The sequence below is a fragment of the Corynebacterium yonathiae genome, assembly GCF_027570195.1.
Taxonomy (GTDB): Bacteria; Actinomycetota; Actinomycetes; order Mycobacteriales; family Mycobacteriaceae; genus Corynebacterium; species Corynebacterium yonathiae.
On sequence record NZ_JAKMUZ010000006.1, the window covers coordinates 99,649 to 124,086 of the forward strand.

Annotated in this window: 23 protein-coding genes and 4 tRNA genes; 15 read left to right on the plus strand and 12 right to left on the minus strand. The window is 60.2% G+C overall.

The window, feature by feature from the left end; all coding sequences use genetic code 11:
* Window positions 1-19 precede the first annotated feature (19 nt).
* Window positions 20-703 carry a metal-dependent transcriptional regulator gene (locus L8V22_RS04560; protein WP_238800468.1) on the plus strand — a complete coding sequence of 228 codons (684 nt, stop codon included), beginning with the start codon at window positions 20-22 and terminating at the stop codon, window positions 701-703.
* Here L8V22_RS04560 and menE read toward each other — a convergent pair.
* The 4 genes from menE to L8V22_RS04580 form a co-directional block, all read right to left on the minus strand.
* On the minus strand, window positions 700-1,836 hold the full coding sequence (menE, locus tag L8V22_RS04565) for an o-succinylbenzoate--CoA ligase (protein WP_238800467.1): 1,137 nt from the start codon (window positions 1,834-1,836) through the stop codon (window positions 700-702). The genes L8V22_RS04560 and menE overlap by 4 nt on opposite strands.
* An 11-nt stretch (window positions 1,837-1,847) precedes the next feature.
* Window positions 1,848-1,973 (minus strand): hypothetical protein, encoded by a 126-nt coding sequence (locus L8V22_RS04570; RefSeq protein WP_255711695.1) that lies wholly within the window; start codon window positions 1,971-1,973, stop codon window positions 1,848-1,850.
* Window positions 1,973-2,941 carry a 1,4-dihydroxy-2-naphthoyl-CoA synthase gene (locus L8V22_RS04575; RefSeq protein ID WP_238800466.1) on the minus strand — a complete coding sequence of 323 codons (969 nt, stop codon included), beginning with the start codon at window positions 2,939-2,941 and terminating at the stop codon, window positions 1,973-1,975. The genes L8V22_RS04570 and L8V22_RS04575 overlap by 1 nt, the downstream gene beginning before the upstream one ends.
* 296 nt (window positions 2,942-3,237) lie before the next feature.
* The gene (locus L8V22_RS04580; RefSeq protein ID WP_238800748.1) at window positions 3,238-3,699 is read right to left on the minus strand and encodes a DIP1984 family protein; all 462 of its coding nucleotides are present in this window, start codon (window positions 3,697-3,699) and stop codon (window positions 3,238-3,240) included.
* Between the two features lie 75 nt (window positions 3,700-3,774).
* Between L8V22_RS04580 and L8V22_RS04585 the strand changes: the two genes are divergently transcribed.
* Window positions 3,775-4,800 carry an o-succinylbenzoate synthase gene (locus tag L8V22_RS04585; RefSeq protein ID WP_420839955.1) on the plus strand — a complete coding sequence of 342 codons (1,026 nt, stop codon included), beginning with the start codon at window positions 3,775-3,777 and terminating at the stop codon, window positions 4,798-4,800.
* A 3-nt stretch (window positions 4,801-4,803) separates the two neighbouring features.
* On the opposite strand, the gene L8V22_RS04590 is transcribed toward L8V22_RS04585, so the two are convergent.
* Complete coding sequence (locus L8V22_RS04590) at window positions 4,804-5,574, minus strand: hypothetical protein (RefSeq protein ID WP_238800465.1); 771 nt, start codon at window positions 5,572-5,574, stop codon at window positions 4,804-4,806.
* 360 nt (window positions 5,575-5,934) lie between these two features.
* Between L8V22_RS04590 and L8V22_RS04595 the strand changes: the two genes are divergently transcribed.
* The 6 genes from L8V22_RS04595 to L8V22_RS04620 all read left to right on the plus strand — a co-directional run bounded on the left by L8V22_RS04595 (window position 5,935) and on the right by L8V22_RS04620 (window position 13,269).
* Window positions 5,935-8,337, plus strand: coding sequence for an excinuclease ABC subunit UvrA (locus L8V22_RS04595; RefSeq protein WP_238800464.1), 2,403 nt, complete (start codon window positions 5,935-5,937; stop codon window positions 8,335-8,337).
* A gap of 78 nt (window positions 8,338-8,415) precedes the next feature.
* Window positions 8,416-9,156 carry a hypothetical protein gene (locus L8V22_RS04600; protein ID WP_238800463.1) on the plus strand — a complete coding sequence of 247 codons (741 nt, stop codon included), beginning with the start codon at window positions 8,416-8,418 and terminating at the stop codon, window positions 9,154-9,156.
* A gap of 58 nt (window positions 9,157-9,214) precedes the next feature.
* The gene (menD, locus tag L8V22_RS04605) at window positions 9,215-10,837 is read left to right on the plus strand and encodes a 2-succinyl-5-enolpyruvyl-6-hydroxy-3-cyclohexene-1-carboxylic-acid synthase (protein WP_238800461.1); all 1,623 of its coding nucleotides are present in this window, start codon (window positions 9,215-9,217) and stop codon (window positions 10,835-10,837) included.
* Window positions 10,838-11,308: a DUF3592 domain-containing protein gene (locus tag L8V22_RS04610; protein ID WP_238800459.1), complete on the plus strand. Its 471-nt coding sequence runs from the start codon at window positions 10,838-10,840 to the stop codon at window positions 11,306-11,308.
* A 60-nt stretch (window positions 11,309-11,368) separates the two neighbouring features.
* Entirely contained in the window at window positions 11,369-12,568 is a 1,200-nt protein-coding gene (locus tag L8V22_RS04615) for a glycosyltransferase family 4 protein (RefSeq protein ID WP_238800457.1), read from the plus strand.
* Between the two features lie 11 nt (window positions 12,569-12,579).
* Window positions 12,580-13,269, plus strand: coding sequence for a demethylmenaquinone methyltransferase (locus tag L8V22_RS04620; RefSeq protein WP_238800456.1), 690 nt, complete (start codon window positions 12,580-12,582; stop codon window positions 13,267-13,269).
* Window positions 13,270-13,311: 42 nt separating this feature from the next.
* Here L8V22_RS04620 and L8V22_RS04625 read toward each other — a convergent pair whose 3' ends face one another.
* Window positions 13,312-14,577: a geranylgeranyl reductase family protein gene (locus tag L8V22_RS04625; RefSeq protein ID WP_238800454.1), complete on the minus strand. Its 1,266-nt coding sequence runs from the start codon at window positions 14,575-14,577 to the stop codon at window positions 13,312-13,314.
* Window positions 14,578-14,675: 98 nt separating this feature from the next.
* Between L8V22_RS04625 and L8V22_RS04630 the strand changes: the two genes are divergently transcribed.
* A complete protein-coding gene (locus tag L8V22_RS04630; RefSeq protein WP_238800453.1) occupies window positions 14,676-15,680 on the plus strand; it encodes a polyprenyl synthetase family protein in 1,005 nt (334 codons plus the stop codon).
* 107 nt (window positions 15,681-15,787) lie between these two features.
* A tRNA-Tyr gene (locus L8V22_RS04635) sits at window positions 15,788-15,869 on the plus strand.
* A 169-nt stretch (window positions 15,870-16,038) separates the two neighbouring features.
* On the opposite strand, the gene L8V22_RS04640 is transcribed toward L8V22_RS04635, so the two are convergent.
* Complete coding sequence (locus tag L8V22_RS04640; RefSeq protein WP_238800452.1) at window positions 16,039-17,238, minus strand: IS1249 family transposase; 1,200 nt, start codon at window positions 17,236-17,238, stop codon at window positions 16,039-16,041.
* 568 nt (window positions 17,239-17,806) lie between these two features.
* Here L8V22_RS04640 and L8V22_RS04645 point away from each other — a divergent pair.
* Complete coding sequence (locus L8V22_RS04645) at window positions 17,807-17,983, plus strand: hypothetical protein (protein WP_238800447.1); 177 nt, start codon at window positions 17,807-17,809, stop codon at window positions 17,981-17,983.
* Window positions 17,984-18,015: 32 nt separating this feature from the next.
* Window positions 18,016-18,384 (plus strand): DUF2335 domain-containing protein, encoded by a 369-nt coding sequence (locus tag L8V22_RS11700; RefSeq protein WP_420839957.1) that lies wholly within the window; start codon window positions 18,016-18,018, stop codon window positions 18,382-18,384.
* Here L8V22_RS11700 and L8V22_RS04650 read toward each other — a convergent pair.
* The 5 genes from L8V22_RS04650 to L8V22_RS04670 form a co-directional block, all read right to left on the minus strand.
* Entirely contained in the window at window positions 18,381-19,961 is a 1,581-nt protein-coding gene (locus L8V22_RS04650; protein WP_238800446.1) for a phospho-sugar mutase, read from the minus strand. The two genes, L8V22_RS11700 and L8V22_RS04650, sit on opposite strands and share 4 nt — an antisense overlap.
* A gap of 3 nt (window positions 19,962-19,964) precedes the next feature.
* Window positions 19,965-20,612 (minus strand): deoxyribose-phosphate aldolase, encoded by a 648-nt coding sequence (deoC, locus tag L8V22_RS04655; protein ID WP_238800445.1) that lies wholly within the window; start codon window positions 20,610-20,612, stop codon window positions 19,965-19,967.
* A gap of 10 nt (window positions 20,613-20,622) precedes the next feature.
* Window positions 20,623-21,990: an MFS transporter gene (locus L8V22_RS04660; RefSeq protein ID WP_238800444.1), complete on the minus strand. Its 1,368-nt coding sequence runs from the start codon at window positions 21,988-21,990 to the stop codon at window positions 20,623-20,625.
* A gap of 15 nt (window positions 21,991-22,005) precedes the next feature.
* Window positions 22,006-22,731, minus strand: a complete 726-nt coding sequence (gene deoD / locus L8V22_RS04665; RefSeq protein ID WP_238800443.1) for a purine-nucleoside phosphorylase — start codon at window positions 22,729-22,731, stop codon at window positions 22,006-22,008.
* Window positions 22,732-22,834: 103 nt separating this feature from the next.
* Window positions 22,835-23,773, minus strand: coding sequence for a sugar-binding transcriptional regulator (locus L8V22_RS04670; RefSeq protein ID WP_238800442.1), 939 nt, complete (start codon window positions 23,771-23,773; stop codon window positions 22,835-22,837).
* Window positions 23,774-23,938: 165 nt separating this feature from the next.
* On the opposite strand from L8V22_RS04670, the gene L8V22_RS04675 reads away from it, so the two are divergent.
* From L8V22_RS04675 to L8V22_RS04685, 3 genes are all read left to right on the plus strand, one after another.
* A tRNA-Thr gene (locus tag L8V22_RS04675) sits at window positions 23,939-24,014 on the plus strand.
* 37 nt (window positions 24,015-24,051) lie between these two features.
* Window positions 24,052-24,123 (plus strand) — tRNA-Met (locus L8V22_RS04680).
* Window positions 24,124-24,263: 140 nt separating this feature from the next.
* Window positions 24,264-24,336 (plus strand) — tRNA-Trp (locus L8V22_RS04685).
* Window positions 24,337-24,438: the final 102 nt, after the last annotated feature.

Sequence of the window (24,438 nt, forward strand, 5' to 3'; positions counted from 1 at the left end):
ATGAACTACTATGGGGTGAATGCACGTAAGCGAGCTGCCCGAACGCACCCAGGACTACCTCAAGATTTTGTGGAACCACGAGGAAAAGGCGGGGCGCGATGCCGCCATGCCGCTCGGGGATCTGGCCAAAGCCGCCGGCCAAAAGCTGCCCACCACTTCTGAGGCCGTCAAGCGGCTCGCCGCCAAGGGCCTTGTGGAACACGAGCGTTACTTTGGCGTCCGGCTGGTCCAGGAGGGGCGCGAGTTGGCCGTGGCCATGGTGCGCCGCCACCGCCTGCTCGAGACTTTCTTGGTGCGCACCCTGGGCTATACCTGGGACGAGGTGCACGAGGAAGCGGAAATGCTAGAGCATGCGACCTCCGATAGGTTTGTCGAGCGCATCGATGCTTTCCTCGGCGCCCCCGCGCGCGATCCTCACGGCGATCCCATCCCGACGGCCGATGGTACGGCAGAGCCGCTCTCACGCATTACGCTTGCCGACGTCCCACCCAATTCCCCCGTCACCATGGAACAGGTCAATGATGCCGACGGCGAATTCCTGCGCTACCTGGATAAACACGGGGTTCGGCCGGGTGTGGTCCTAACTGTTGTCGCCCCGCCGGTGGCCGGCCTGCTGGAAGTCAGCGTGGACGGAGGGGGCAGTTTCTCCCTCGGCGAATCCGCCGCGCGCGATATCGCGGTGCGCGATGTGGAGGGCGGCTAAGCCCCGAAGATGCGGGCTACGGCGCGGCGGTCAATTTTGCCTGGCCCGGCCGTAGGGAATTCAGCGAGGCGCTTGATGTCTTTGGGGATCTGCCAGCGGGGAAGCTCTGCATCTTCGAGAGCTTCGAGGATATCGCCGATTTCGGCCCCGCCGGTGTAGGCCGCCATGATGGCCTGGCCGAGGCGTGGGTGTGGCACACCGACCACGCAGACATGGTCGACTCCCTTGACCTTGAGGATTTCGGTTTCTAGCGCCTCAGGGTGCAGCTTCAGGCCGCCAGAATCGATGACATTATCCAGCCGGCCGGTGACGGTGAGGGTGCCGGCATCGATAAAGCCGCCGTCGGAAGTAGCGAACCAGCCAGGCTCGCGGAATGCTTCGTGCTCGGGCGCATTGCGGTAGCCGTGGGCGATGGTCGGCCCACCCAATAAAATGCGGCCGTCGCGGACCCGGACCTGCGCGCCGGGAATCGGCCGGCCATCGTAGACGCAGCCGCCCGCGGTTTCTGAGGAACCATACGTTGCCACCACCGCAATGCCCATCTCCTCGGCGGCCGCGCGCAGGCGCGGGTTGATGGCTGCGCCGCCGACCAGGATGGCATCGAAAGCGCGCAGGGCGTCGATGCCTTCGAGCGAATCCATGGCCTTGGCCAGCTGCAGCGGGGTGAGCGCGGTATAGGTGCGGTCCCCGGTGCGGTTGAGCTCCCCGGCCGCGCGGGCGAAGGTGGGGATATCGAAACCCTCGCTGAGATCCATGCACAGCGGATCGACTCCCGCCACCAGCGAGCGCACCAATACCTGGATCCCGGCGATGTGATGGGCCGGCATAGCGAGCAACCACTGGCCGGTGCCACCGAGTACTTGGTGGGTGGCATCCGCGCTGGCCACGAGGTTTGCTGGGGTAAGCTGCGCGCCCTTCGGCGTGCCGGTGGAGCCAGAGGTGGACATTACCAGCGCGATGTTGGGGTCGATGGGCTCGCCGGCACGTTGGGTATTGCGCAGGAGGGTGGCACGGGTGGCGTCGGCAAGCGGGAGCGGCAAAAAGCAGGCCTGCCCTGCAATCGCGGCCTCCAAATCCGGGAGGATTGCGGCTGGGGAGTGGGGGTCAACCGGAAGCGGGGAGAGGATAGTCACGGCCGTAGAGTCTAGCTGTCAAAAGGCCGATCGTCGTTCTTTTCCGCCTTGCGTATGCCGCGCAGCAACACGATGCGTCCGGCGACGAGCGCACCCGTGGCAACGACAGCTATGCCGATACAAAAAGCGATAAGCATTAGTAGTAGTACGGGAAGCTATCCCAATTAGGCTCGCGCTTTTCCAGGAAGGACTCCTTGCCCTCGACGGCCTCGTCGGTCATATAAGCCAAGCGGGTGGCCTCGCCGGCAAAGACCTGCTGGCCCATAAGCCCATCATCGGTGAGGTTGAAGGCAAACTTCAGCATGCGCTGAGCCGTGGGGGATTTCATATTAATCTCCTGGCCCATGCGGATGGCGGCGTCCTCAAGCTCGCCGTGGTCCGCGACCTCATTGACCGCACCCATCTCGTACATGCGCTGCGCATCGTAGGTGCGGCCCAGGAAGAAAATCTCGCGGGCGAATTTTTGCCCCACCATTTTGGCTAGGTACGCCGAACCATAACCGGCGTCGAAAGAACCCACGTCCGCGTCCGTCTGCTTGAAGCGCGCCTCCTGGCGGGAGGCGAGCGTCATATCGCAGACCACGTGCAGTGAGTGGCCGCCACCGGCCGCCCAACCATTGACCACGGCGATAACCACCTTGGGCATGGTGCGGATAAGGCGCTGGACCTCGAGGATATGCAAACGGCCGCCCTCCACCTTTTCGCGCGCGGTGTCCACGGTGGACTCATCCGCGGTGGCATCATCGTGGGCGTGCTCGGTGGCGTAGCGGTACCCGGAGCGACCACGAATGCGCTGGTCGCCGCCGGAACAAAACGCCCAGCCGCCATCCTTTTCGGACGGGCCATTGCCGGTGAGCAAAATCGTGCCCACATCCGGTGTGCGGCGGGCGTGGTCAAGGGCGCGGTAGAGTTCGTCTACGGTATGCGGGCGAAACGCATTGCGCACCTCCGGGCGGTCGAAGGCGATGCGCACGATGCCGTTCTTGCGGCCCTCACCGTTGAGCCGGTGATAGGTGATATCCGTGAGGTCCTCAAAGCCCTCTACGGAATGCCATAGTTCCGGCCGGAACGGATTATCGGTGCTGTATTTTTTCTGCTCGCTCATAAAAGCCAGCTTAGTGGCAAAAGAAGAATAGTCCCCATTCCCAACCCTCACCCACACGCGCTACCCAGCAGGCCGGTAATAATCAATGCGCGATACTACGAGGGCTTTGCCTCGCAATGTACCCGTGTACGCCATACCAGCGCGGTACTCCATGCTGTGGGGAGACTCGAACTCCCCCGCCCCTTAAAAGCGCTAAAGGGGGCCTGCATTCCCTAGACTTTCCCCTCCAGGGTGGGGGCCTGCTCGCTGCAGGCGTGTGGGCTACCAACGCGCGCTTTATGCGGCGCGCGAAATGACTATCCGTTTTTCAGTTCGGTATTCCAGTTCAGCTGCTGGATGCGGGTATCGAGCTCGCGGTACTGCTTAGATAGATCGTCGACCCGCTTGCGCATATCCGCCACTGGAATGGTGGAGACAAACTTAATCTCGTTGCGGGAATAACGATCCGAGCGCGTGCCCGCACGCTGCGCCAAGTCGTGGTAGATGCGGCGCTTGCGCAAAAGGCCGTCACGCAGCGCGAGGGCTTCCATCAGGTTCATCTTTTCATCAAAGGCGGTGGCGATATTCGTCGCATTAATGGCCTGAACCAGCTCATCGATGCGCCCAGTCACACCATCGAGCTCGCGCAGCAGCTCCTGCGGATCCTCCTCCGGGGTATCGCCCTCCTGCACGCGAACCACGGCGAGCAGCCGCTCGTGCAGGCTATTAAGGCGCTCCTGCGCCTGGGCACGTTCCGCCAATGCCTCAGCTAGCAGCATCATTCCTCCTTTATTGGTATAGGTTCCCAAAGTAGCGCAGAGTGGGGGAAGGGTCAATGGTCTGAGAGCGCTACCATGAAAGCCATGCATATCGATGACGTCCTCGACCGCGCCCACGTAGTCTCCCTCCCGCTTGCCGTGCGTTTCCGCGGCATCACCACCAGAGAGGCCCTGCTCATCGATGGCCCGGCCGGCTGGGGCGAGTTCGCTCCCTTCCTGGAGTACGGCCCGGTTGAGTCCGCCGCCTGGCTGCGCGCGGGGCTCGAGGCCGCCTACGAGGGCTTCCCGGAGCCGGTGCGCGATTCCGTCGAGGTCAACGCCACCATTCCGGCGGTGCCCGCCAGCGAGGTCCCGGCCGTAGTGGAGCGCTACCCGGGCTGCCGCACCTTCAAAATTAAGGTGGCAGAAAAGGGCCACACGCTTGCCGACGACGCCGCTCGCGTCCGCGCCGTCCGCGATGCCGTCACCCGACGCGGCGAAATCCCTATCCTGCGCGTGGACGCCAACGGCGGCTGGAGCGTCGATGAGGCGGTCGAGGCCGCGCAGATGATGATGCCATTGGACTATATGGAACAGCCCTGCGCCACCACTGAGGAGCTTGCCCAGGTGCGCGGCCGTCTCATGCGCGCGGGTCTCTTCGTACGCGTGGCCGCCGATGAGTCCATTCGTAAGGTCGCCGACCCCTATCGCGTCGCCGAGCTGCAGGCCGCAGACGTCGCCGTGGTCAAGCCCGCCCCACTCGGTGGCGTGCGCCGCGTCCTCGAGGTAGCCCAGCACCTGCGTCAGCGTCATATGGACATCACGGTGGCTTCTGCGCTCGACACCTCCATCGGTATCAATATGGGACTGGCGGCCGTTGCCGCCCTCCCACACATCTACGATGACGAAGACATCGACGTCACCCCGGCCGCCGCTGGACTTGCCACCGGCTCGCTTTTTGAAGAAGACGTCACCGCCCCGCGCCCGCTTGTCGATGGCCACCTTCCCGCCGATATCCTCGCCCCCGACCCAGACCGCCTCGCTGCGCTCGCCGCCCCCGCCGACCGCCGCGATTGGTGGTTCGACCGCCTTCGTGCCTGCTGGCCGCACCTGTCTGACTAGGCGCTAGAGCAAGCTTTGGTGGAATCGCCACGCCGGAGTCGCCAGCGCCCGCCGCACCTTATGCGGCCTACTTTTTAGTCCGCGCACGCTGCGCCGATGCGCCACCGTTTCTTGCACCGTCTCCACCACCAGCTTGAGGTGGTAGTCGGTGCATTCATCCGTAAACTTCAGCGGTGCCCATCCGTGCTGCACCGCATGATTGGTCTTCCACGTCCTGATGAGAAATTCCCGGTGATTATCTTCCGGCGCGTGATAATAAAGCGAGTCCAAGTCCGCCACCGTCGTTCCCGCTTCGAAGCTCAGATCCCAGGTATATGGTCCTAATCGAAAATTTGGCACCGGCTTGAGACCCACCCGCCGCATCTCGTGATACATTCGCTGCTCCCACTTCGACGCCGTCCCCACCGGCGCCCGCTCCGCTAACTCGCGCACCGCGTGCCTTTTCTTGCTGCTCACTCGCTCTAAATCGGCTGCGAACCTCCCCCTTCCGTTGAGCCCGCGATACGCCTGCGCCAGTGTTTCCTTGAGCACCCCCTCGCTGCAGCGTTCAAAGCTCAATGCATCTGCTACCGCCTGTGCCGGCAACGCCATCTTTACACCCTTTATCCGATTCGCCGGCACCGGCCGCGACCTCACCGTATACACCAGATCATCTGCCTGGATCCGGCAGCTATTATCCACCCGGATCACCGCTGGCAGCCGCACCTCGCATAAGCCATAGGCCGCGAGCGCCGCCGTCCCCGAAAACACCGCCTCCGGATAAAGCTGCGCCATTGCGGCTACCTTGTCCCTAGCACTCGCCTCCGCCGCGATATAACAATTGCGCCGCAAGCGTAACAGCGTCCCTTTACTTATCCTGCTGCGGATTTGATAGTCAGTAAGGCCTAAATCTAGTAATTCATTTCTCGTCCACATGACTCATTGGACTGGAAATCTTCCGAGAAGGTTCCACCTTTCTGATTTCAACGATTTCGTCCATCTAAAACACCTAAACCGTCGACGGTTTTCGCCATCTGTATGGACGAAATTGTTGAAAACCGGTGAAACGAGAAAAGAGAACCGGCGAACCGCCAAAAGAGACTGCCGTCAGATTTCAAACTGCCCAGCTCGTCACCTGTGCGTACGCTGGAGGACATGTCTACTATCAAGGTCCGCGATGCTCACCTGCACAACTTGCGCAATGTCGACGTCGATATGCCCCGCGGCAAACTCGTCGCAGTTACTGGAGTATCCGGCTCTGGCAAGTCTTCGCTTGCCTTCGGCACGATTCACGGCGAAGGCCAGCGTCGCTACCTTGAATCGGTAGCACCCTTCGCACGCCGCCTCATTAGCTCGGCCGTCGATCCGCAGGTCAGCCAGGTAGAGGGCCTGCCGCCGACGGTCGCGCTGCAACAATCAACTTCCGGCGGGGGTGCGCGCTCCACGGTAGGTACGGTCTCCGCGCTCTCGAATAGCGTGCGCCTGCTCTATTCGCGCGCCGGGGATAATCCAGAGGGCTTGTACTCGGATTCTTTCTCCCCGAATACCCCGGAGGGAATGTGTCCGCAGTGCCACGGCACGGGTGTGGTGCATGAGCCGACCGAGGACTCGATGGTCCCGGATCCCACCCTTTCCATCGAGGAAGGCGCCATCCAAGCCTGGCCTGGCGCTTGGGCCGGCAAGAACTTCCACGACATCCTGATGAACCTAGGCTATGACCTCGATTCGCCCTGGCAAGAGCTGCCACAGAAAGACCGCGACTGGATTCTTTTTACCGAGGAGCGCCCCGTCGTCACGGTAAAACCTCTACGCGGAAAAGATCAGATTCAGCGCAACTATGAGGGCACGTGGCGTTCGGTGGCTAGCTACCTGAAGAAGACGCTGGCAGAGACCCAATCAGATACCCTGCGCAAGCGCACCCTTTCCTATATGGAATCGCGCGAGTGCGAAACCTGCGGCGGCCGCCGTCTCAACCCGGCCGCACTGAAAGTGACCTATGCGGGTATGCCCATTGATGAGCTGGGCGCGTTGCCGCTCGATAGGGTCCACGCAGTGCTCAGCAAGCAGAATCCGGAGGAGAATTCGGCCGAGGATTTATTGCTCAAACAGATTCTTCCTGCATTGACCTCGGCGCTCGAACTTGGCCTGGCGCATCTAAGCCTGGATCGGCCAACGCAGAGCCTATCTGGCGGCGAGATGCAGCGTATCCGGCTGGCGGCGCAGCTGCGCTCCGGTCTCTTCGGCGTGGCCTATGTGCTCGACGAGCCCTCGGCCGGCCTGCACCCAGATGAGCGCGATGCCGTGATGGAAATGTGCCGCCGTTTCATCGCGGCCGGCAATTCCGTGCTCTTGGTAGAGCATGACATGGATCTGGTCGCGCAGGCGGACTGGCTCGTTGACGTCGGCCCGCTGGCCGGCGAGCGCGGCGGCAGCGTCGTCTATTCGGGCCCGGTTACCGACTACGACGCGGATACCCCCACCGCCCGCGCTTTGGCTAAGCGCACGCTCGCGCTTGCCGACGACCCCCGAACCCCCTCCTCTCACCTCACTCTCCGCGGCATTAAAGCCCGCAGCATCGACAATCTGGATGTGGACTTTGGGTTGGGCCAATTCACGGTAGTCGCTGGTGTTTCCGGTTCCGGCAAATCCACCCTGGTCAGTACGGTGCTTGCCGGTCTACTGCGCCAATCCGCTACAGCCGTTTCCGATGAAGAAGAGAGCGAGGAAAAGGGCTGGTCCGTAGAGAGCACGGAAGGCTTTGACCGAGTCAAGCGCGTCGTGCAGATTACCCAAAAGCCCATCGGCCGCACCCCGCGTTCCACGCTGGCTACCTACACGGGGCTTTTCGATAACGTCCGCAAGCTCTTCGCCTCCACCGACGAGGCCAAGCAGCGCAAGTGGACGGTCTCGCGTTTTTCTTACAACGTAAAGCAAGGCCAGTGTCCCACCTGTGGCGGCGCGGGCAAGATCGAAGTGGAGCTGGTCTTTTTGCCAGGCTCGTACACCACCTGCCCGGAGTGTGGCGGCGCCCGTTTCAACGACGAGACTCTTGAGGTGAGCTGGCAGGGCCGCACCATCGCGGATATTTTGGAGCTCACCGTCGACGAAGCAGCCGAGGTCTTCGCCGAAGAGGACAAGATTTACCGCGCCATTGCCACCCTGCAGGCCGTTGGTTTGGGCTACCTTCGCTTGGGCCAGGGCGCACCGGAGCTGTCCGGCGGCGAAGCCCAGCGCATCAAGCTGGCCACGGAGCTGCAGCGCTCGCGCAACTCTCGCCGCGGCCACACGGTCTACCTCCTCGACGAGCCCACCACGGGCCTGCACCCGGCCGATATCGACCTGCTCAATGCTGAGCTGCACAAGTTGGCGGATGCGGGGCATACGGTGATCGTCGTCGAGCATGATCTTTCGGTGATGGCGAATGCGGACCGCATCATTGAGATGGGCCCAGGTGCCGGTGAAGATGGTGGTCGCATCATCGCGGATGCCACTCCGGCGCAGGTGGCCACGGAGGATACCGCCACCGGACGCGCCTTGAATGCGCGCCAAGCGCACTAAGTAGCGAGCCATAGCTGCCCGTTAGCTGTGGGAGAGTCCTCTGGGATCTCACAGCAAAATGGGGTAGAGGTAGAGGGTATGACTACTAAAGGTCCTCATGGCGGAAACCATGGCGATAATAACGAAACCCGCAGCTGGTCCAGTCCGGCGGATGACGCTACGCGCCAGATAGGGCGCGTGCCCGATAACGCTGCCGGGTCCAGCGGTGGCCAAGCGCGCCGCGAGCACCCCAAGCAGTATTTTCCAGGTCAGCAGCAGCCACAGAATGAGACTCGTCAATTCGATGCCGCAGCTGGCTATCAGCAGGGCTATGGCCAGAGCTATCAACAGCCGGCCGGGCAGGCATATGATCAGCAGTACGCGCAGCAGCCCGAGTACGGGCCGGTGCCCTCGGACTATGACCCGGACCAGCCGGAAAAGCGCAAGAAGAAGCGTGGTGGCGGCGGCGCTATGGCCGGCGTCTTTGCGGCTATCGCGGTGCTAGCAGTGCTTGCCGCAGCCGTGCTGTTTTTCCTGTGGCGCAATGCCGCGGACGAGGCGGATAAACCGGAGCCACAGCCGGTAACGGAGACGCTGACCACGGAAGTTCCCACCACCGTGACCCAGACTGATGCGCCAGACGCACAGGATGAGAATTCCAATAAACTGCCAAAGCTGCCGGATTTCCAAAAGGAGCTGCCCTCCGAAATTCCGACCGAACTTCCGCCAGAGGTGCAAGACCAGCTGGATAATGGCGGCGAAGTGGATGTAGAGGGTCTCCTCAATGATCTCTTGGGCGGCGGCGAGCAGCCGGCCGGGCAGCAGGGCGCTCAGAACTAAGCGCCAAGCACCTGCCCCGGTAAGGGAAATGGCGCGCGGGCAGGTAAAATCGGGCGGCATGAATGAATCGATGCAGTTGGCTGAGAAGGTAGCCGCCCAGTTAGCGCGGCACCTCACCGATGTCGTCCTGTGCCCTGGTTCGCGCAACGCGCCGCTGTCACTGGCACTCTTGGCGCGTGATGATATCCGCGTACACACCCGCCTGGATGAGCGCGGGGGAGCGTTTACCGCTCTAGGCATGGCGCGGGTGCAGCGCCGCCACGTAGGTGTGGTGATGACCTCGGGAACTGCGGTGGCTAATACCCTGCCGGCCGTGGTGGAGGCGCACTATTCCCATACGCCGCTGGCCATCATTAGCGCCGATCGGCCAGAGCGTCTGGTAGGCACAGGTGCTTCCCAAACCATCGAGCAACAGGGCATCTTCGGCGTCTATGCGGATACCACCCAGGTCACCAGCGCAAATGATCTGGAGGCGATGTCCCAGCGCTTCCGCACAGACCTGCAAGTACACATTAATGTGGCCTTTGATGCCCCGCTTGTCGACGCCGCCTTGCCCGCCCGTACCTCCGGCGATGGCGTGCGCGAGCCTGCGCCGACCTTTGTAGATCACGGCGAGGTAGCCGTGGACTTGAGCAAGAACACACTGGTCATTGCGGGGGATGAGGCCTGGGAAGTGGAAGGCCTCCAAGACGTGCCGACCATCGCGGAGCCAAGCGCGCCGGGCCCGTACTATCCGGTGCATCCGGCGGCGGCGCATATCTTCCGCAAAGCACAGGTCTCCGCGAATGATTATGTGGTCAATACCAAGGTTGAGCAGGTTATCGTCGTCGGGCACCCGACACTGCATCGCGGCGTGTTAGCGCTGATGAATGACCCCGATATTGAATTGGTGGTGCTCTCGCGCACCAAGGACTTCACCAACCAGCGTGGTGAGGACGCCCGCCTTGGCACCACCGTCAAGGTCACCGGCGAGCCGAGCCGCGAGTGGATGAAGATCTGTGAGGGTGCTACCGACATGGCGGGACAAGCCGTGCGCGAGACGCTCGAGGAGGAGGAACTGGGATTTACTGGGCTACACGTTGCCGCCGCGGTGGGCGATACGCTCTCCGTTAACGACACCCTGGTCCTCGGCGCCTCGAACCCGGTGCGCGATGCTGCATTAGTGGGCCTGCCTTTCGACGGCGTCGATACGTACTCTCCCCGCGGGGCGGCCGGTATTGATGGAACCATCGCCCAGGCCATCGGAATTTCCTTGGCCACGCAATCGCTGGATCCCACCAATTGGCGCGCCCCACGCGTTATGGCGCTGATGGGCGATGTCACCTTCTTGCATGACGCCAATAGCCTGCTCATTCCGGAAGACCAACCGCGGCCGGAAAACCTCACCATCGTCGTAGCCAATGACAATGGTGGCGGCATCTTTGAGACTCTCGAGCAGGGAGCCGATGCGCTGCGCGAGTCCTTTGAGCCGGCGTTTGGGACGCCGCATGGGGTGGACGTCGGCAAGCTGGCAGAAGCCTATGAGGCAGACTACCGCGAGGTCACCACCCCGCAGGAGCTGCTGGATACGCTGGCGGAGCTCAAGGAATACTCCACCGGTATTACTGTTGTCGAGGCAAAGACCACCCGTTCCACGCGCCGGGCACTCAATGAGAAGCTGACCGCAAAGGTAGGCCAGTAAGTGGCCCCGCCGCAGCATAAACCGCACGCAGCCGTGGTGCCGCGCTATACACCCGCGGTCTATCGTCGCCGCCTGCATCAGCTGACGCTGGCACTGTATCTGGCCGCGTTGGTGGGAGTGGTGGGCATGGTCATCGGACCGGCGATAAATGATCACGCCATCGCCGCCCACCCCGCGCGTGCTTTGGCTACGGTCAAGGATGTGGGAATGCTGCGCACCACGGTGGATTTCCAAGATAGTGAGGGGATTTACCACGCCCCGAAGCACGGGCTGCTTTATCCCAGTGGCCTGGGTGAAGGGCAGCAGGTGTGGGTGCAATACGCCCAAGATGACCCAGATTTGGTCAAGGTAGAAGGCCGTAAGTGGACGCTGGCTATTATTCCAGCGGCTTCAGTAGGGGTGGTGGCGACACTCATTGCGGCTGTTTTGTGGAAGCTGATTAGCTTCTTTACTCGCCGTGCGGAGAAATAATTAACCAAGATTTTCCGCTAGCTTCACCATTAACTTAAGAAAATGGGTCATGATGGTGGCATGCGTGTAGCGATTGTGGCTGAATCTTTCCTTCCCAATGTCAATGGTGTGACCAACTCAGTGCTGCGTGTTTTGGAGCATCTGCACGAGACTGGACAGGAGGCCATTGTCATCGCGCCGGGCGCTCGCGAAGGCCAAGAGGAGATTCCGGACTACCTCGGATTCCCTATCTACCGCGTGCCTACCGTGCGCGTGCCGCTGGTGGATTCGCTTCCCGTGGGAGTTCCTACCACGGCGGTGGATGAGGCGCTGCGTGATTTTAAGCCGGATATCATCCACCTAGCCAGCCCCTTCGTGCTCGGCGCGGCCGGTGCTTTCTCCGCTCGTCAGCAACGCGTGCCAGCCGTGGCGCTGTATCAGACTGACGTTGCCGGGTTTGCCACCAAATACCATGCTTCCGCGCTGGCCTATGGCGTATGGGAATGGCTGCGCACGATTCATAACTCCTGCCAGATGACGCTGGCGCCGTCCTCGCTGACCATCCGGGACTTGGAAAAGCACCACATTAAAAACGTCCGGCACTGGGGTCGTGGCGTGGATGCGGAGCTCTTCCACCCGTCCAAGCGCTCTGCTGAGTTGCGTCGCAGCTGGGAGCCGAGTGGAACGAAGAATATCGTCGGCTTCGTCGGCCGTTTGGCCGCGGAAAAGGGCGTGCACCGGTTATCGGCGCTCAACGGCCGCGAGGATATCCAGCTGGTCATCGTGGGCGATGGGCCCGAGCGGCCGCTATTGGAAGCCCAGCTTCCAGGGGCCGTGTTTACTGGCGCTCTGTCCGGTGAAGAACTAGCAGCGGCCTATGCCTCTCTGGACGTTTTTGTCCACGCTGGTGAGTTTGAGACCTTCTGCCAGTCCATTCAAGAGGCACAGGCCTCCGGCGTGCCGACCATTGGGCCGCGTGCCGGTGGTCCGGTGGACCTCATTGAGGAGGGCTATAACGGGCTTTTGCTGGACGTAAAGACCTTCGTGGACGACCTTCCCAATGCGGTAGATGCGCTGCTTAACCCAGAGATCCATCAGGAGATACGCGATAATGCCCGCGAGTCCATTTCTTCCAAGACATGGAAGGCGCTGTGCGAGCAGCTCGTGGGCTATTACGAAGAGGTGCTGGAGGATACCCGCCGGGTGCCTCTGACGATTCTGGGCCAGCGCCCGGAGCTGCCGCGGTGGGCGGCTCGTGCCCTTGGCGCCCGCGTGGCCTAGACTGATCATTTGTGTCTAAGGCAGATCTGGATAAAAAGCCCTTCGATGTGGCGCGCATGTTTGACGCCGTGGGCGAGAAATACGACCTCACCAACACTGTCTTGTCCTTTGGGCAGGACGCGCACTGGCGCAAGCGCACCCGCGAGCGACTAAGCCTCAAACCAGGTGAGAAGGTCCTCGACCTTGCAGCCGGTACCGCCGTATCCACCGTGGAACTGTCCAAGTCCGGTGCGTGGTGTGTGGCGTGCGATTTCTCCCGTGGCATGCTGGCCGCTGGCCGTGAGCGTGATGTACCCAAGGTAGCCGGCGATGGCATGAAGCTGCCGTTTGCGGATAATACTTTTGATGCGGTGACCATTTCTTATGGACTGCGCAATATCCACGACTTTGAGCTCGGCCTGCGTGAAATGGCGCGCGTTACTAAGCCGGGCGGGCGTCTGGCGGTGGCGGAATTTTCCACCCCGGTGGTGCCGATTTTTGGCACCGTGTACAAGGAATACTTAATGCGCCTGCTCCCGCCGGTAGCGCGCGTGGTCTCTTCTAATCCGGACGCTTATATCTACCTCGCGGAATCCATCCGTGCGTGGCCAGGCCAGGAGGAACTCGCAGCGGTTATCAATCGCAACGGCTGGGCCGAGGCTGGTTGGCAGAACCTCACCTTTGGCATCGTGGCACTGCACTCGGCGGTAAAGCCCGCCTAGGTGCGGGCCTGGGCCCACACCTAGAGGACTGAGGCGGGGAGACTATGCCGCAGTGGAATCCCAGAGGGGAGTATCACGGCGGATAGACGATACGGTGCGGCCGGCAGCGCGCCAAGTGCGCGCGATGAGGTCGCGGTCATCGTCAGTAATGAGGTTTCCCATCAGGCGTGCGGCGGCCGGCATGAGCAGGCGGCCGACGGGTCCGCGCAGAGCCAGCGGACCGGCCAGCGGTAGGAATTGCGGGTAGGTCAAAAGGCGCGCGGCCGTGCGAGCCAAGAGGAATGATTCGCCGTAGTGTTCGCGCAGAACGGCCGGCCAAGCCAGGGTGAAATCCTTCGGTCCCAGCAGATCCACGGCCAGTGCGGCCGTCTCTAAGCCATAGTCGATGCCCTCGCCGTTGAGAGGATTGATGCAGGCGGCGGCATCGCCGATGATCATCCAATTGGCGCCGGCCACGTTGGACACCGCGCCACCCATGGGCAGTAGAGCAGAGGTGACGTGTTCAATCTCTCCTAGGCCCCACTCGGGGCGCTGCTGGGCGGCGTAGAACTCGAGCAGCTTCTTGGTGTTGATCTTGGCAGGGCGCTGCGCGGTCGAGAGCGCACCAAGGCCGATGTTGACTTGGTCAAGCTCTAGGCCGAGCGGGAAGATCCAGCCGTAGCCGGGCTGTACTCCGCCATCTTCGTCCTTGAGCTCTACGTGGGAGTGCATCCAGGGCTCATCGGCATGCGTGGAGGAAGCATAAGAGCGTGCGGCGATTCCATAGACTTCCTCGCGGTGCCACGTGCGGCCAAGTTTCTTGCCAAAGGTGGAGCGCACGCCATCGGCCACAATGACCCACTTGGCGTGCACGGTAGCCTCGCCAACGCGGAAGGAGGTCACGCGATTGCCCTCCAGTACTGGATCGGTGGCGGGAGTGCCGTTAAGGAGGGCGGCGCCGGCGTGTACGGCGGCATCGACAAGCAGGGCATCAAAGCGATAACGCGGCAGGGCCGTACCAACCTGGGAAGGGTAGGTCTCCGGCCACGGCGCGGTAATATCGCCACCATATCCGTGCAGCTTCAGGCCGCGGTTGCGGTAGGAGGCGTTGACCGCAAGCCCCAGCTCGTCGAGCTGATGCATCGCGCGCGGGGTGAGCCCATCGCCGCAGGTTTTATCGCGGGGAAACGTCGCGGAATCAATAAGGAGGGTGTCAAAGCCCGCGCGTGCGGCATGAATCGCAGCGGCGGCTCCGGCAGGTCCAGCGCCAATGATGGCGACCTCGACATAGGTTTGGGAATCGATCTGCTCCGACATGAGGACTATCATTGCATGAGTTCGACCCCTCGAGTGTGTTTAGGGGCGCGGATTGGACTACGGTAGGTAATCGATTATCTCTGGCTTTTAGTTGCAAGGAACACTATTTAATGACTCACGGTCAATCGCATGCCACGCACGTGGATCTTGGTGATCCGCAGCTCAACGAGCGCATTGGTGCGGGCATGGAAGCAGTAGAAGACAAGCTGCGCAGTGAAATCGACCGCGGCCAGGACTTCTTAAAGGATAAGGTCAGCCACCTGTCTAAGGCCGGTGGCAAGCGCTTTCGTCCTATGATGGCGCTATTGGCCTCCGAGTATGGTCCGCGTCCGGGCTGCGAAGAGGTTGTTAAGGCCGCCACCGTCGTGGAGATGGTGCACGTGGCCACCCTTTATCATGACGATGTCATGGATGAGGCGGACCGCCGTAGGGGCGTGGAATCCGCGAATTCCCGGTGGAATAATTCCGTGGCCATTCTCGCTGGGGATGCGCTCTTGGCGCATGCCTCCCGCCTGATGAGTGAGCTGGATACCCACACCGTGGGGCACTTTGCCGATACCTTTGAGGAGCTGGTTACCGGCCAGATGCGCGAGACTATCGGCGCGGGCGAGGCCAATGCCGTGGAGCACTACACGGCGGTTATCCGCGAAAAGACGGCCGTGCTCATCGCCTCTGCAGGCTACTTGGGCGCCTATCACTCCGGCGCCTCGGCCGAGCATGCCGCAGCCCTGCACCGCATCGGTGGAGCCATCGGCATGATTTTCCAGATTGTGGACGATGTCATCGACATCTTCTCCGACCCTAAGGAATCCGGCAAGACCCCGGGCACGGACCTGCGTGAGGGCGTATTTACCTTGCCGGTTCTCTATGCCTTGGAAGAAGAGGGCGAGGTGGGCGATAAGCTGCGCGAGCTGCTTACTGGCCCGCTGCATTCCGACGCCGAGGTGGAGCGCGCCATCGAGCTCCTGCATCAGTCCAGCGGCCGCGAGAAGGCGCTGGAGGACATCAATGCCTACTTGCGCACGGTAGAGGAGCAGCTCGCCGTGCTACCGGAGAACTCGGCTAGCCAGGCCCTGCGCCAATTGGCGGATTACACTGTGCGCCGCGTGGGCTAGCTGCTTGGCGACGCCCTCCTCTATCGCCCTTTTCCCCTTATGTGCTGGCGATTTGTAGGTAGGTGGGTGGTTCGTAGTAAAGTACTTACTCGCACCACACAGTGCATGCCAGGTTGCCCGAGCGGCCAAAGGGAGCGGACTGTAAATCCGCCGGCATTGCCTTCAGAAGTTCGAATCTTCTACCTGGCACAGAATGAACCCCGCAAGCAGATGCTTGCGGGGTTTCGTCGTACCTGCAGTCTTGAGACGGGTGCTACCGGCAGGACTCCTGTCTGCGGGAGCTTTGAGCCGGCCTAAACGACAGATTGTGTTGTTTTGTGGCGTGTCGGGCTAAACGACATTTTGTGTTGGTGGGGGTTTAGCGTATGTGGCCTTTGCGTATTCCCATAGAGTGGTTGTAGGCAGTGTCGATGGCATTGTCGTAGGTTGCTGGTTGGCCGTCTTCGTGGCCGCTGGTGGCTTGTTTTTCCTGGTTGGCTAGGGTTTGTGCTTTGGCGAGTGCGTCCTGGCCCCAGTTTTGCTGCCTGGCGATCTCTACAGGGTCGTCAGGCAGTTGTGTGTGGAGGTATAGCCACCAGTCGCAGGCGATGCGTTGTTGTTCGTCGCGCAGTCCTCGGTGGGTGTGCATGATTTTCTTTATTTGAGAGTTCACTGCGCCTTCTAGCTTGTTGGTCGTGCGTTCTAACCGTTGGTTTTGTTTAGCTTTGGTGAGGTAGGCAAAGAGGTGGCCTTGTTGGCTCATTTTCTTTAGCTGCAGGTAGATTCCGCGGTGGGTGTAGTGGGTGTACCACCATTTTTTATTGCGGCGTTTGGATTTTGGAATCTGGTCGAAGGGGACGTCTTTGACGTAGGTTCTGGCTTTGAGCTGGGTGTTAAATACGGTGCCGAACTGTTGTAGTTTTACGGTCCATTCGGCTGCTTTATCCAGGTTGTCAACGGCGAGTAGTTCAAAGGAAAGTCGTTGTAATGCTTTACCCATCGGCGAGGTGGGATAAAGGCCGGTGGCGCGTTGGATATTGCGTTTGACGTGGACAATGCAGCGTTGAACCGGGGTATTAGGCCACAGTTGGTGTAGTGCTTTAAGCCCTCCGGCGTCGCCATCGCAGGTGACCAATTGTGGTGGGGCTAGCGGGTCGAGTAGGCGCATGTAGGACCAGGAGGATTCTTTCGTGCACCAGAACCAATTGATGACATGGTTGGAGTCGGCAGCCACAACAAGGCATTTGGTGTTGAAGTAGGTGCCGTCGATGAAGATTTGGTCGTAGATTCGCTGCTTATCAACGCTTCGGGGTGGTTGGATAAGCCAGAACGGTGTGAAGCGTCGTTGCAAAGTTCGTGGTGAAACATCGCAGGTTTTAGCGGTTGCTGCCAGGCTGTTGCTGGAGGTGAGCCAGGAAATGAAATGGCGGAACCATTTGGCTTGCGCGGCATCGTTATTCATGCGGGTGAAGGTGGCTTTGCAGGTGCGGCATCGCCATCGTTGGTGCCCAGCACTCGTTTTTCCGTGTTTGGTGCATGCCCCGGCGCAGACGGGGCATCGAGGATGATTTTTACTCATCCCCTCATCGTGAACCTAGGTGCCTAGCACACCGGCATGCCTTTGGCGGTATTTCATGGTCGAAGCTGGAATATCCCTCCGAATAAGTGAAATACTCCTAATATCAGCACGCCAGACCGGCTAACCGTACAACTTCACCAACACATCCTGTCGTTTAGACCTTTGAGCCCTGTGGAACACCGCATAGGCACCAACGAGGAATACAGCTAGGAATATCCCAGCGATCGTGAAGTAGAAAAATCCATTTCCTAACCTACGAGAAATATCCGGCAATGAGGTGGAATCCGATCCCGCCAGGGCCTTGGCAATGTATGCCGCATTCAAACCGCCAATGAAATAACCGAGGCAGAGCAATGATGAAATACCAACTGCAATCTTTAGCAAAACTGTTAAGGATGAATGGTGGGGTCCTGTAGTCTTTAACTCCTCTCATTTTGGCCTCCAGGACCAGCAAACTACACCTTCCTAAGGCGCTGTGTACAAACAGGCGTGCTCGGTAGCCATACCATCAGTCACAGAAAGTCACTGTAGAGATGAAGGTATGAGGTTTAGCGATAGGATATGGGATATGAAGAAGATCGGAACGATGCTGGACGGGGTAAACGAGATTCACCTATTTCAAAGCCAGCGAGTAGCGCAGGCAGCGCAGCAAGCGCATCTGCGCAATCGGACTCGCAGTTATCGGGCGCACCGGAAAATAAACGCAGCGATTTCCCACCAGTTGGAGGAGCGCTCCCTGGCGTAAATAGACTTTCTAACCTTGACGACCAAATTGCTGTGTGGGCGCATCAGGGGCCAACTCCGCATCCACAGATAATCAAACAGCACAATGACATTCAGCCGGGCGCAGGCGATCGGATTATGGAGGACGCTCATGCAGATATTGTCCTCGATAGGAAAGTTACAGCAGAATCTTTCGAGTACGCGATATTTGAATCAAAAGTACGGCTCTTTACGGCCGTAGGTGTCATTTTCGGCGCGCTCATCCTTATACCGGCGATACTCGTTCTTTTTGACCCACCGGAATCGATAGTTGGTACTGCGGCGGTGGGCCTGGCGGCAGCAAGCCCACTAGTCCGCACCCTCATTGGCCCTAAGCAATCTCAGAAGGACCAGTTAGAGAGCGTGGAGCGGGGAGGGGGTTAAATCTCGAAGTAGGCGCGAAGATCCACCGCGATGGCATCTAAGCGGTCTGCATCGGGGGACTCCAGGTAGCACTTGAGCTTCGGTTCCGTGCCGGAGGGGCGTACGATGACGCGGTCATCGTTGTCGGTAAAGAACTTGGAGCCTTGGGCGAATTTCTCTACCTTTGTCACTGGGGAACCGGCCAGCTCCGTGGGTGGGGTAGAGGCGACCTTGTCCATCGCCTCGGCGATGATACTGAGGTCATCAACGCGGAAGGTCAGCGGTTGGGTATATAGGGCCCCGACGGTGGCGTAGATGCCCTCCAAGCGCTCCAGCAGGGTGGTTCCTGCGGCCTTGCACTCGGCCGCGAGGCTGGCGAGCACTACGGAGGTAGCGATGCCGTCTTTGTCACGGACAGCGGTGGGATCGGGGCAGAAACCAATGGCTTCCTCGTAACCAAAGGCAAGATCCGGGGTACGTGCGATCCACTTGAAGCCGGTGAGCGTTTCCTCGTGGACAAGGCCGTAGTGCGCGGCGATCCGCCCGAGCAGGCGGGAGGAGACCAGTGAGTTGGCGAAGTTGCCGGTCGCACCGCGGCGGGCTAGGTAGTCGCCCAAAAGAGCGCCAGTTTCATCGCCGGTGAGCTGGCGCCAGGAGCCAGAAGCAATAGGCACGGCAGCAGCGCAGCGGTCAGCGTCGGGGTCATAAGCGATAAGGATATCGGCGCCGATCTCCTCAGCGTGGCGGATCCCTAAGTCGAGAGCGCCGGGCTCTTCCGGGTTGGGGAAGGAGACGGTGGGGAAATCCGGATCCGGTTGCGCTTGTTCGGGAACCAGCGAGACGTGGAAGCCACAGCGGGTGAGAAGTTCTTTACCCAAGGCAGCGCCGACGCCGTGCATGGCGGTCAGAGCGATCGTGACATCGGTATTCTCGCCCACGAGCTGCGCGGCGCGGTCGAGGTACTCGGAACGGGTATCGACGTCCTCGATGTTCTCGGTGGACAGTGGGATTTCATCGGCAGGAGGTGCTGCGGAGATGGCTTCCGCGATTTCGGCGTCGGCAGGCGAGATAAGCTGCACTCCTTCTGCCGGGCCGGTGGCAATGCGGCCGCCCAAGTAGACCTTGTAGCCATTATCGGCGGGCGGATTATGTGAGGCGGTGACCATGATTCCGGCATCCGCCTTGAGCTCGCGCACCGTGAAGGCGGTCAGTGGCGTGGGGTTTTGCGCGGGCAGAACCAGGGCCTTGCCGCCAGCTGCGGAGATAACCTGGGCGGCATCGCGTTGGAATTGTGCGGAGCCGTGGCGGGCATCGCAGCCAATGGCTACGACTGGGGTCTCTACGTGCTGCTTGAGCCAGGAGACGAGTCCATAGGTGGTGCGGATGACCACAGCGCGGTTCATGCGGGACTCGCCTGGGCCCACGGCGGCGCGCAGGCCCGCAGTGCCGAAAGACAGTGGTCCGGCGAAGGCGGCGCCGAGCTCAGCGGTATTGCCCTCTGCAATCCAGGTCTTTACCTGGCGGGCTGTCTCCGGATCGGGGTCGTGGTCGGCCCATGTACGGGCGTAGTCATAATCCACGGTCGAGGCCTGCGACATGGCTTAGAGCTCCTCGAGGATCTTGGCGGAGGAAGACAGGCCCAAGCGGGTTGCGCCAGCCTCGATCATGGCCAGGGCATCCTTCGCGGTACGGATGCCGCCAGAGGCTTTCACACCCAACTTATCGCCTACGGTCTCGCGCATGAGCTTTACGGCATGCACGGAGGCACCGCCGGCTGGGTGGAAACCGGTGGAGGTCTTGACAAAGTCTGCTTGGGCGGCTGCGGCCGCCTTGCAGGCGAGGACAATGGCGTCGTCGGAAAGCGCGGCGGACTCGATGATGACCTTGAGAACTTTGCCTGGGATGGCATCGCGCACGGCCTGAATTTCGGCCTGCAGGTCCTCAGCGCGGCCCTCGACGGCCAGGGGGATATTGATGACCATGTCCACTTCTTCGGCGCCATCGGCAACCGCGCGGGCTGCCTCAGCGGCCTTAACCTCCGGCTTCACCGCACCGGAAGGAAAGCCCACGACGGTGGCAATGTGCAAGGACTCAGGGACCTCGATGGGCAGGGCGGACGGGGAAACGCACACGGAGTAGGTGCCCAGCTCCGCAGCCTCATTCACCAGGGCGCGGAATTGCTCCGGGGTGGCCTCCGGCTTGAGTAGGGTGTGGTCGATGATGGAAGCAACGTCGGTACGGGAAGTCATAATTTTCTCCTTAGTGGGTTTGGCGGGATTCGGAACGGGCCATCTTGAGATCAGAGACTACGTATAGGGCAATGCCGATAGCGGCGACGGCCGCCAGGATCCACAGCACGGTGTTATAGCTGGCAATATCCTGCAGCTTGGCGGTATACGCAATACCCAGTGGGATGGCGATATTGATGGTCAGGTTATAAAAGCCGATGGCGATGCCAGACTTGACAGCGGAGATATTACGCAGCGCGGTATTGACCAGCGGGGCGTACATCAATGCAAAGCCAGAGGCGAAGGCCACGATGGCCAGGATGAGAACAGCAACGTGGAGTTGGACAAAAAGTGCTGCCGCTACCAGTGCGCCGGCGACCAAGGCGAAGGCGGTGTAGATAGTGGTACGGGAAGATAAAACGCCACCGATCTTGCCGGAGAAGATGCCGATGAGGATGGCGCAGATATAGCCCGGGATCATCAGCAGGGAGGCCTTGTCGATATTCATGCCGTGCAGGTCATGCGCGGCAAAAGGCAGCAAGAAGATGAAGCCCATCTGGGTGGAGTAGACGAAGAAGACCATGAGGATGGTCCATACGTAGCGGCCGTTGGTGAAGAACTCCGGGGTGACCACGGGATGCTTGGCGTGGCCGATGTGGTAGGCAAAGCACACCACACCGAGGACAGCCAAGATGAACCACGCCCAATTGAACTCCTGCATGAATAACGTCAGGCCGGTGGCAAAGATGGCGATGAAAAACAGGCCGAGCGCGTCGAGATGTCCCTCCACGGCCTCATCTTCTGGCACCAGCTTGATGATCGGCGGGATGGTCAAGATGAGGATGAGCGGGATGAGGAACATTGCCGTCCATGAGACATAGGTGGAAATGAATCCGGACGTCAGCGCACCGATGAGCAGGCCCGCCTGGAAAGCAGCGGTGGAGAAACCCAGATAGGTCTTCTGATCGGCTTCGCTTAAGTGCTTGGTCACATAAATGACATAAAGCGTCTCCGCGGCGGCAAGACCAGTGGTTTGGATGAGTCGGCCGGCCAACACCATGGGCCAGAAGCTAGAAAAGGCGAAGGTTAAGAGCGAGCCCACAGCGATGAGGATGACACCGGTGAGCATGAGCTTGCGGATGGAGATGGAGTCCGCCAGCGCAGCGTAGACCACGGCGCCGATGCCGATGATGACGCCAGCGAGGGAAGCTTGAAGGGAGGCGGTTTTAACGGAGATGTCGAGCGCTTGGGCGATCGGCATGGTCATCGTCTTAAAGCCGTTATCGATAACCAGAGAGAAGACGAAGACAAAGAGCAGGATGGGTACGGCAACCTTGGGGTTTACCGCGGAGCCTGGCCGTTTTTGTTGCGCAGAAGCGGTGGTATTGGAAGAAGTCACGGGGAAGGCGTCCTTTTAGTCGAGCGCGTTTAGCGGCAGCGCGAGCTCGATCATGGTGCGGAAGGCGGTCTGGCGCTCTTCTGCGGAGAGGTGGGTATCCTGCACCAGATTGTCGGAGACGGTGAATAGCCCCAGCGCGTCGACGCCGGCCTCCGCCGCGGTGGCATAAAGCGCTGCGGATTCCATCTCGACGCCGAGCACGCCCATGTGTGCCCAACGCTTATTGACGGACTGGTCAAAGTTGTAGAAGATATCCGAGCTCAAGATATTGCCTACGTGGATATGGGCCTGTTGCTTTTCGGCCTGATCCACCAAAGCTTTGAGAAGCTTCCACGAGGCGGTGGGGGCGTAGCTGCCCGGCAGGTTGTACTGGCTTAAGAAGTTGGAGTCGGTGGAAGCGGAGGAGGCGACGATGACATCGTGCAGCTCAATGTCTTCTTGCATAGCGCCGATAGAGCCGACGCGGATGAGCTTCTTTACGCCGTAGTTGTGGATGAGCTCCCAGGAGTAGATGCCGATGGAGGGAATGCCCATGCCAGTTCCCATGACCGAAATGGGTTTGCCATTATAGGTGCCGGTAAACCCCAGCATATTGCGCACGCCGTTGAACTGGACGGTATCTTCCAGGAAGTTTTCGGCGATGAATTGTGCGCGTAGTGGGTCGCCGGGCAGCAAGATGGTTTCCGCAATGGGCGCGCCCTGCGGGTTGATGTGTGGGGTGGAAATATCGGTAGCGGACATAGCTTCGCTCCTCGGTGTGGGGGTGATTTACACACCTACCTTAACCCCGCAGGAACCCATGTCAATGAACCAATTTACAATTGTTCAACAACTATGAAGAGCATCACTCGGCCCAGTCTACGAGCTTGCGTGCAGTGGCCTGATCCGTGACCAAATGGGTGACCAATCCCTTGCGCAGTGCTACCCACATAGCACGCGCCTTATGGGCGCCGCCGGCCACCAACACGCGGGTGGGGCGGGCGGCGAGGTCCTCGAGGCTGATGCCCACGGTGCGTGCGTCCACAGCCGGACAGGCCACCTTCCCGCGGGCATCGAAGAAGCGTGAGCACACATCGCCTACGGCGTTGTCCGCAATTTGTTGTTCTTCGGCCGCGCTGAGATAACCAAGATTGAAGGCCAAAGACTTCCGCTCAGCCGAGCCCACGGTGAAGACGGCCACGCTTACCGAAGCCCCCTTTGCCAAAATCTGACTAATATGCCTATCGCGCTCCACCCACTCCTTGGCCTCGGTGGAGTCGAAAATGACCGGCAGTGGCAAGAGGTGGGCCTGGGCATTGAAGGCGTGGGCAAAGGCCTGCATTGTGTAGAGGTCTTTGGTGGATCGCTGCGTATGCGAGTGGCCGCCTTTGAGCTGCACAATCTCTACGCCCTCAAGAGGCTGCCGGCGCAGGTGCGAGGCGACAGCGGACATCGTCTCGCCCCAGGAGAGGCCGACGCTGGTGCCATCGATGATGAGCTCTTCCAACAGGCTGGCCCCAGCGCTGCCAAGGTCTGCGAGGGTGGACCCGCCGGGTGGGGTGGTGGTCACGCGGACGTCGGCAAGCGCAAAGCGCTGGCGCAATTGATTTACCAACTCATCGGATTGTTCGCGCGGATCGTTAATGCTGATGGTGACAAAGCTGCGCGCGGAGGCATGACTGAGCAACTTGGATACCGTCGGCCGGGAAACGCCAAGATGGCGGGCAACCTCAGCCTGTGAAAAGCCGGAGTTGTAGTACAACTTCGCGGCGTCGATGGATTGGCCATCCTTGTGATCCAACATGTCTTTCATTCAAGCACACTTGAAAGGCGTAAAAGGGTGTTGCAAAAGACGCGTATTTTTATGCTCTGACGTGGCGATTTGTATAAAACGTTTAAAGCAGGTTAGATTATTGGAGTCCGCAACGGAGAGCACAACGAAATAGCGATGTGTTCAACGCTAGGATGTGCCCCCTTAGCTCAGTCGGCAGAGCGTTTCCATGGTAAGGAAAAGGTCGACAGTTCGATTCTGTCAGGGGGCTCCATTCATGTTTGGAGGAAGAAATTCCCCAGGGTGAATATGGCGGTGTAGCTCAGTGGTAGAGCAAGCGACTCATAATCGCTGTGTCGCGAGTTCAATTCTCGCCATCGCTACCGGGAAAGAAAGGCGCCCGCGGGGCGCTTTTTTATTACCGCGCTGAGGGCTTTAAATATCCCGCCTAGTTTCGGATTGAAACTACGGCTCTGGTAAGGTCTTCAACGCTTGATGCTTTGGCATCAAGAGATAAAAGAATAGGGGCGTGGCGCAATTGGTAGCGCAACGGTCTCCAAAACCGTAGGTTGCAGGTTCGAGTCCTGTCGCCCCTGCAGGTTAAGCCCCGTCATCTGACATCAGGTGGCGGGGCTTCTTCATGCCGTATTTTCTTAGCGGAGTTTGGCTCGCCCACATGTATGGGTTAAGGGTCAAAA

Coding starts and splice junctions, on each gene's coding strand:
- deoC (WP_238800445.1), bottom strand. CDS start 20,612: ATGACTTCCCGTACCGACGTTGCTTCCATCATCGACCACACCCTACTC.
- L8V22_RS04590 (WP_238800465.1), bottom strand. CDS start 5,574: ATGGCGCAGCTTTATCCGGAGGCGGTGTTTTCGGGGACGGCGGCGCTC.
- L8V22_RS04640 (WP_238800452.1), bottom strand. CDS start 17,238: ATGAGTAAAAATCATCCTCGATGCCCCGTCTGCGCCGGGGCATGCACC.
- menD (WP_238800461.1), top strand. CDS start 9,215: ATGAATGAATCGATGCAGTTGGCTGAGAAGGTAGCCGCCCAGTTAGCG.
- L8V22_RS04630 (WP_238800453.1), top strand. CDS start 14,676: ATGACTCACGGTCAATCGCATGCCACGCACGTGGATCTTGGTGATCCG.
- L8V22_RS04625 (WP_238800454.1), bottom strand. CDS start 14,577: ATGATAGTCCTCATGTCGGAGCAGATCGATTCCCAAACCTATGTCGAG.
- L8V22_RS04560 (WP_238800468.1), top strand. CDS start 20: ATGCACGTAAGCGAGCTGCCCGAACGCACCCAGGACTACCTCAAGATT.
- L8V22_RS04595 (WP_238800464.1), top strand. CDS start 5,935: ATGTCTACTATCAAGGTCCGCGATGCTCACCTGCACAACTTGCGCAAT.
- L8V22_RS04650 (WP_238800446.1), bottom strand. CDS start 19,961: ATGTCGCAGGCCTCGACCGTGGATTATGACTACGCCCGTACATGGGCC.
- L8V22_RS04570 (WP_255711695.1), bottom strand. CDS start 1,973: ATGCTTATCGCTTTTTGTATCGGCATAGCTGTCGTTGCCACGGGTGCG.
- L8V22_RS04645 (WP_238800447.1), top strand. CDS start 17,807: ATGAAGAAGATCGGAACGATGCTGGACGGGGTAAACGAGATTCACCTA.
- L8V22_RS04585 (WP_420839955.1), top strand. CDS start 3,775: ATGAAAGCCATGCATATCGATGACGTCCTCGACCGCGCCCACGTAGTC.
- L8V22_RS04575 (WP_238800466.1), bottom strand. CDS start 2,941: ATGAGCGAGCAGAAAAAATACAGCACCGATAATCCGTTCCGGCCGGAA.
- L8V22_RS04670 (WP_238800442.1), bottom strand. CDS start 23,773: ATGTTGGATCACAAGGATGGCCAATCCATCGACGCCGCGAAGTTGTAC.
- L8V22_RS04600 (WP_238800463.1), top strand. CDS start 8,416: ATGACTACTAAAGGTCCTCATGGCGGAAACCATGGCGATAATAACGAA.
- deoD (WP_238800443.1), bottom strand. CDS start 22,731: ATGTCCGCTACCGATATTTCCACCCCACACATCAACCCGCAGGGCGCG.
- L8V22_RS04615 (WP_238800457.1), top strand. CDS start 11,369: ATGCGTGTAGCGATTGTGGCTGAATCTTTCCTTCCCAATGTCAATGGT.
- L8V22_RS04580 (WP_238800748.1), bottom strand. CDS start 3,699: ATGCTGCTAGCTGAGGCATTGGCGGAACGTGCCCAGGCGCAGGAGCGC.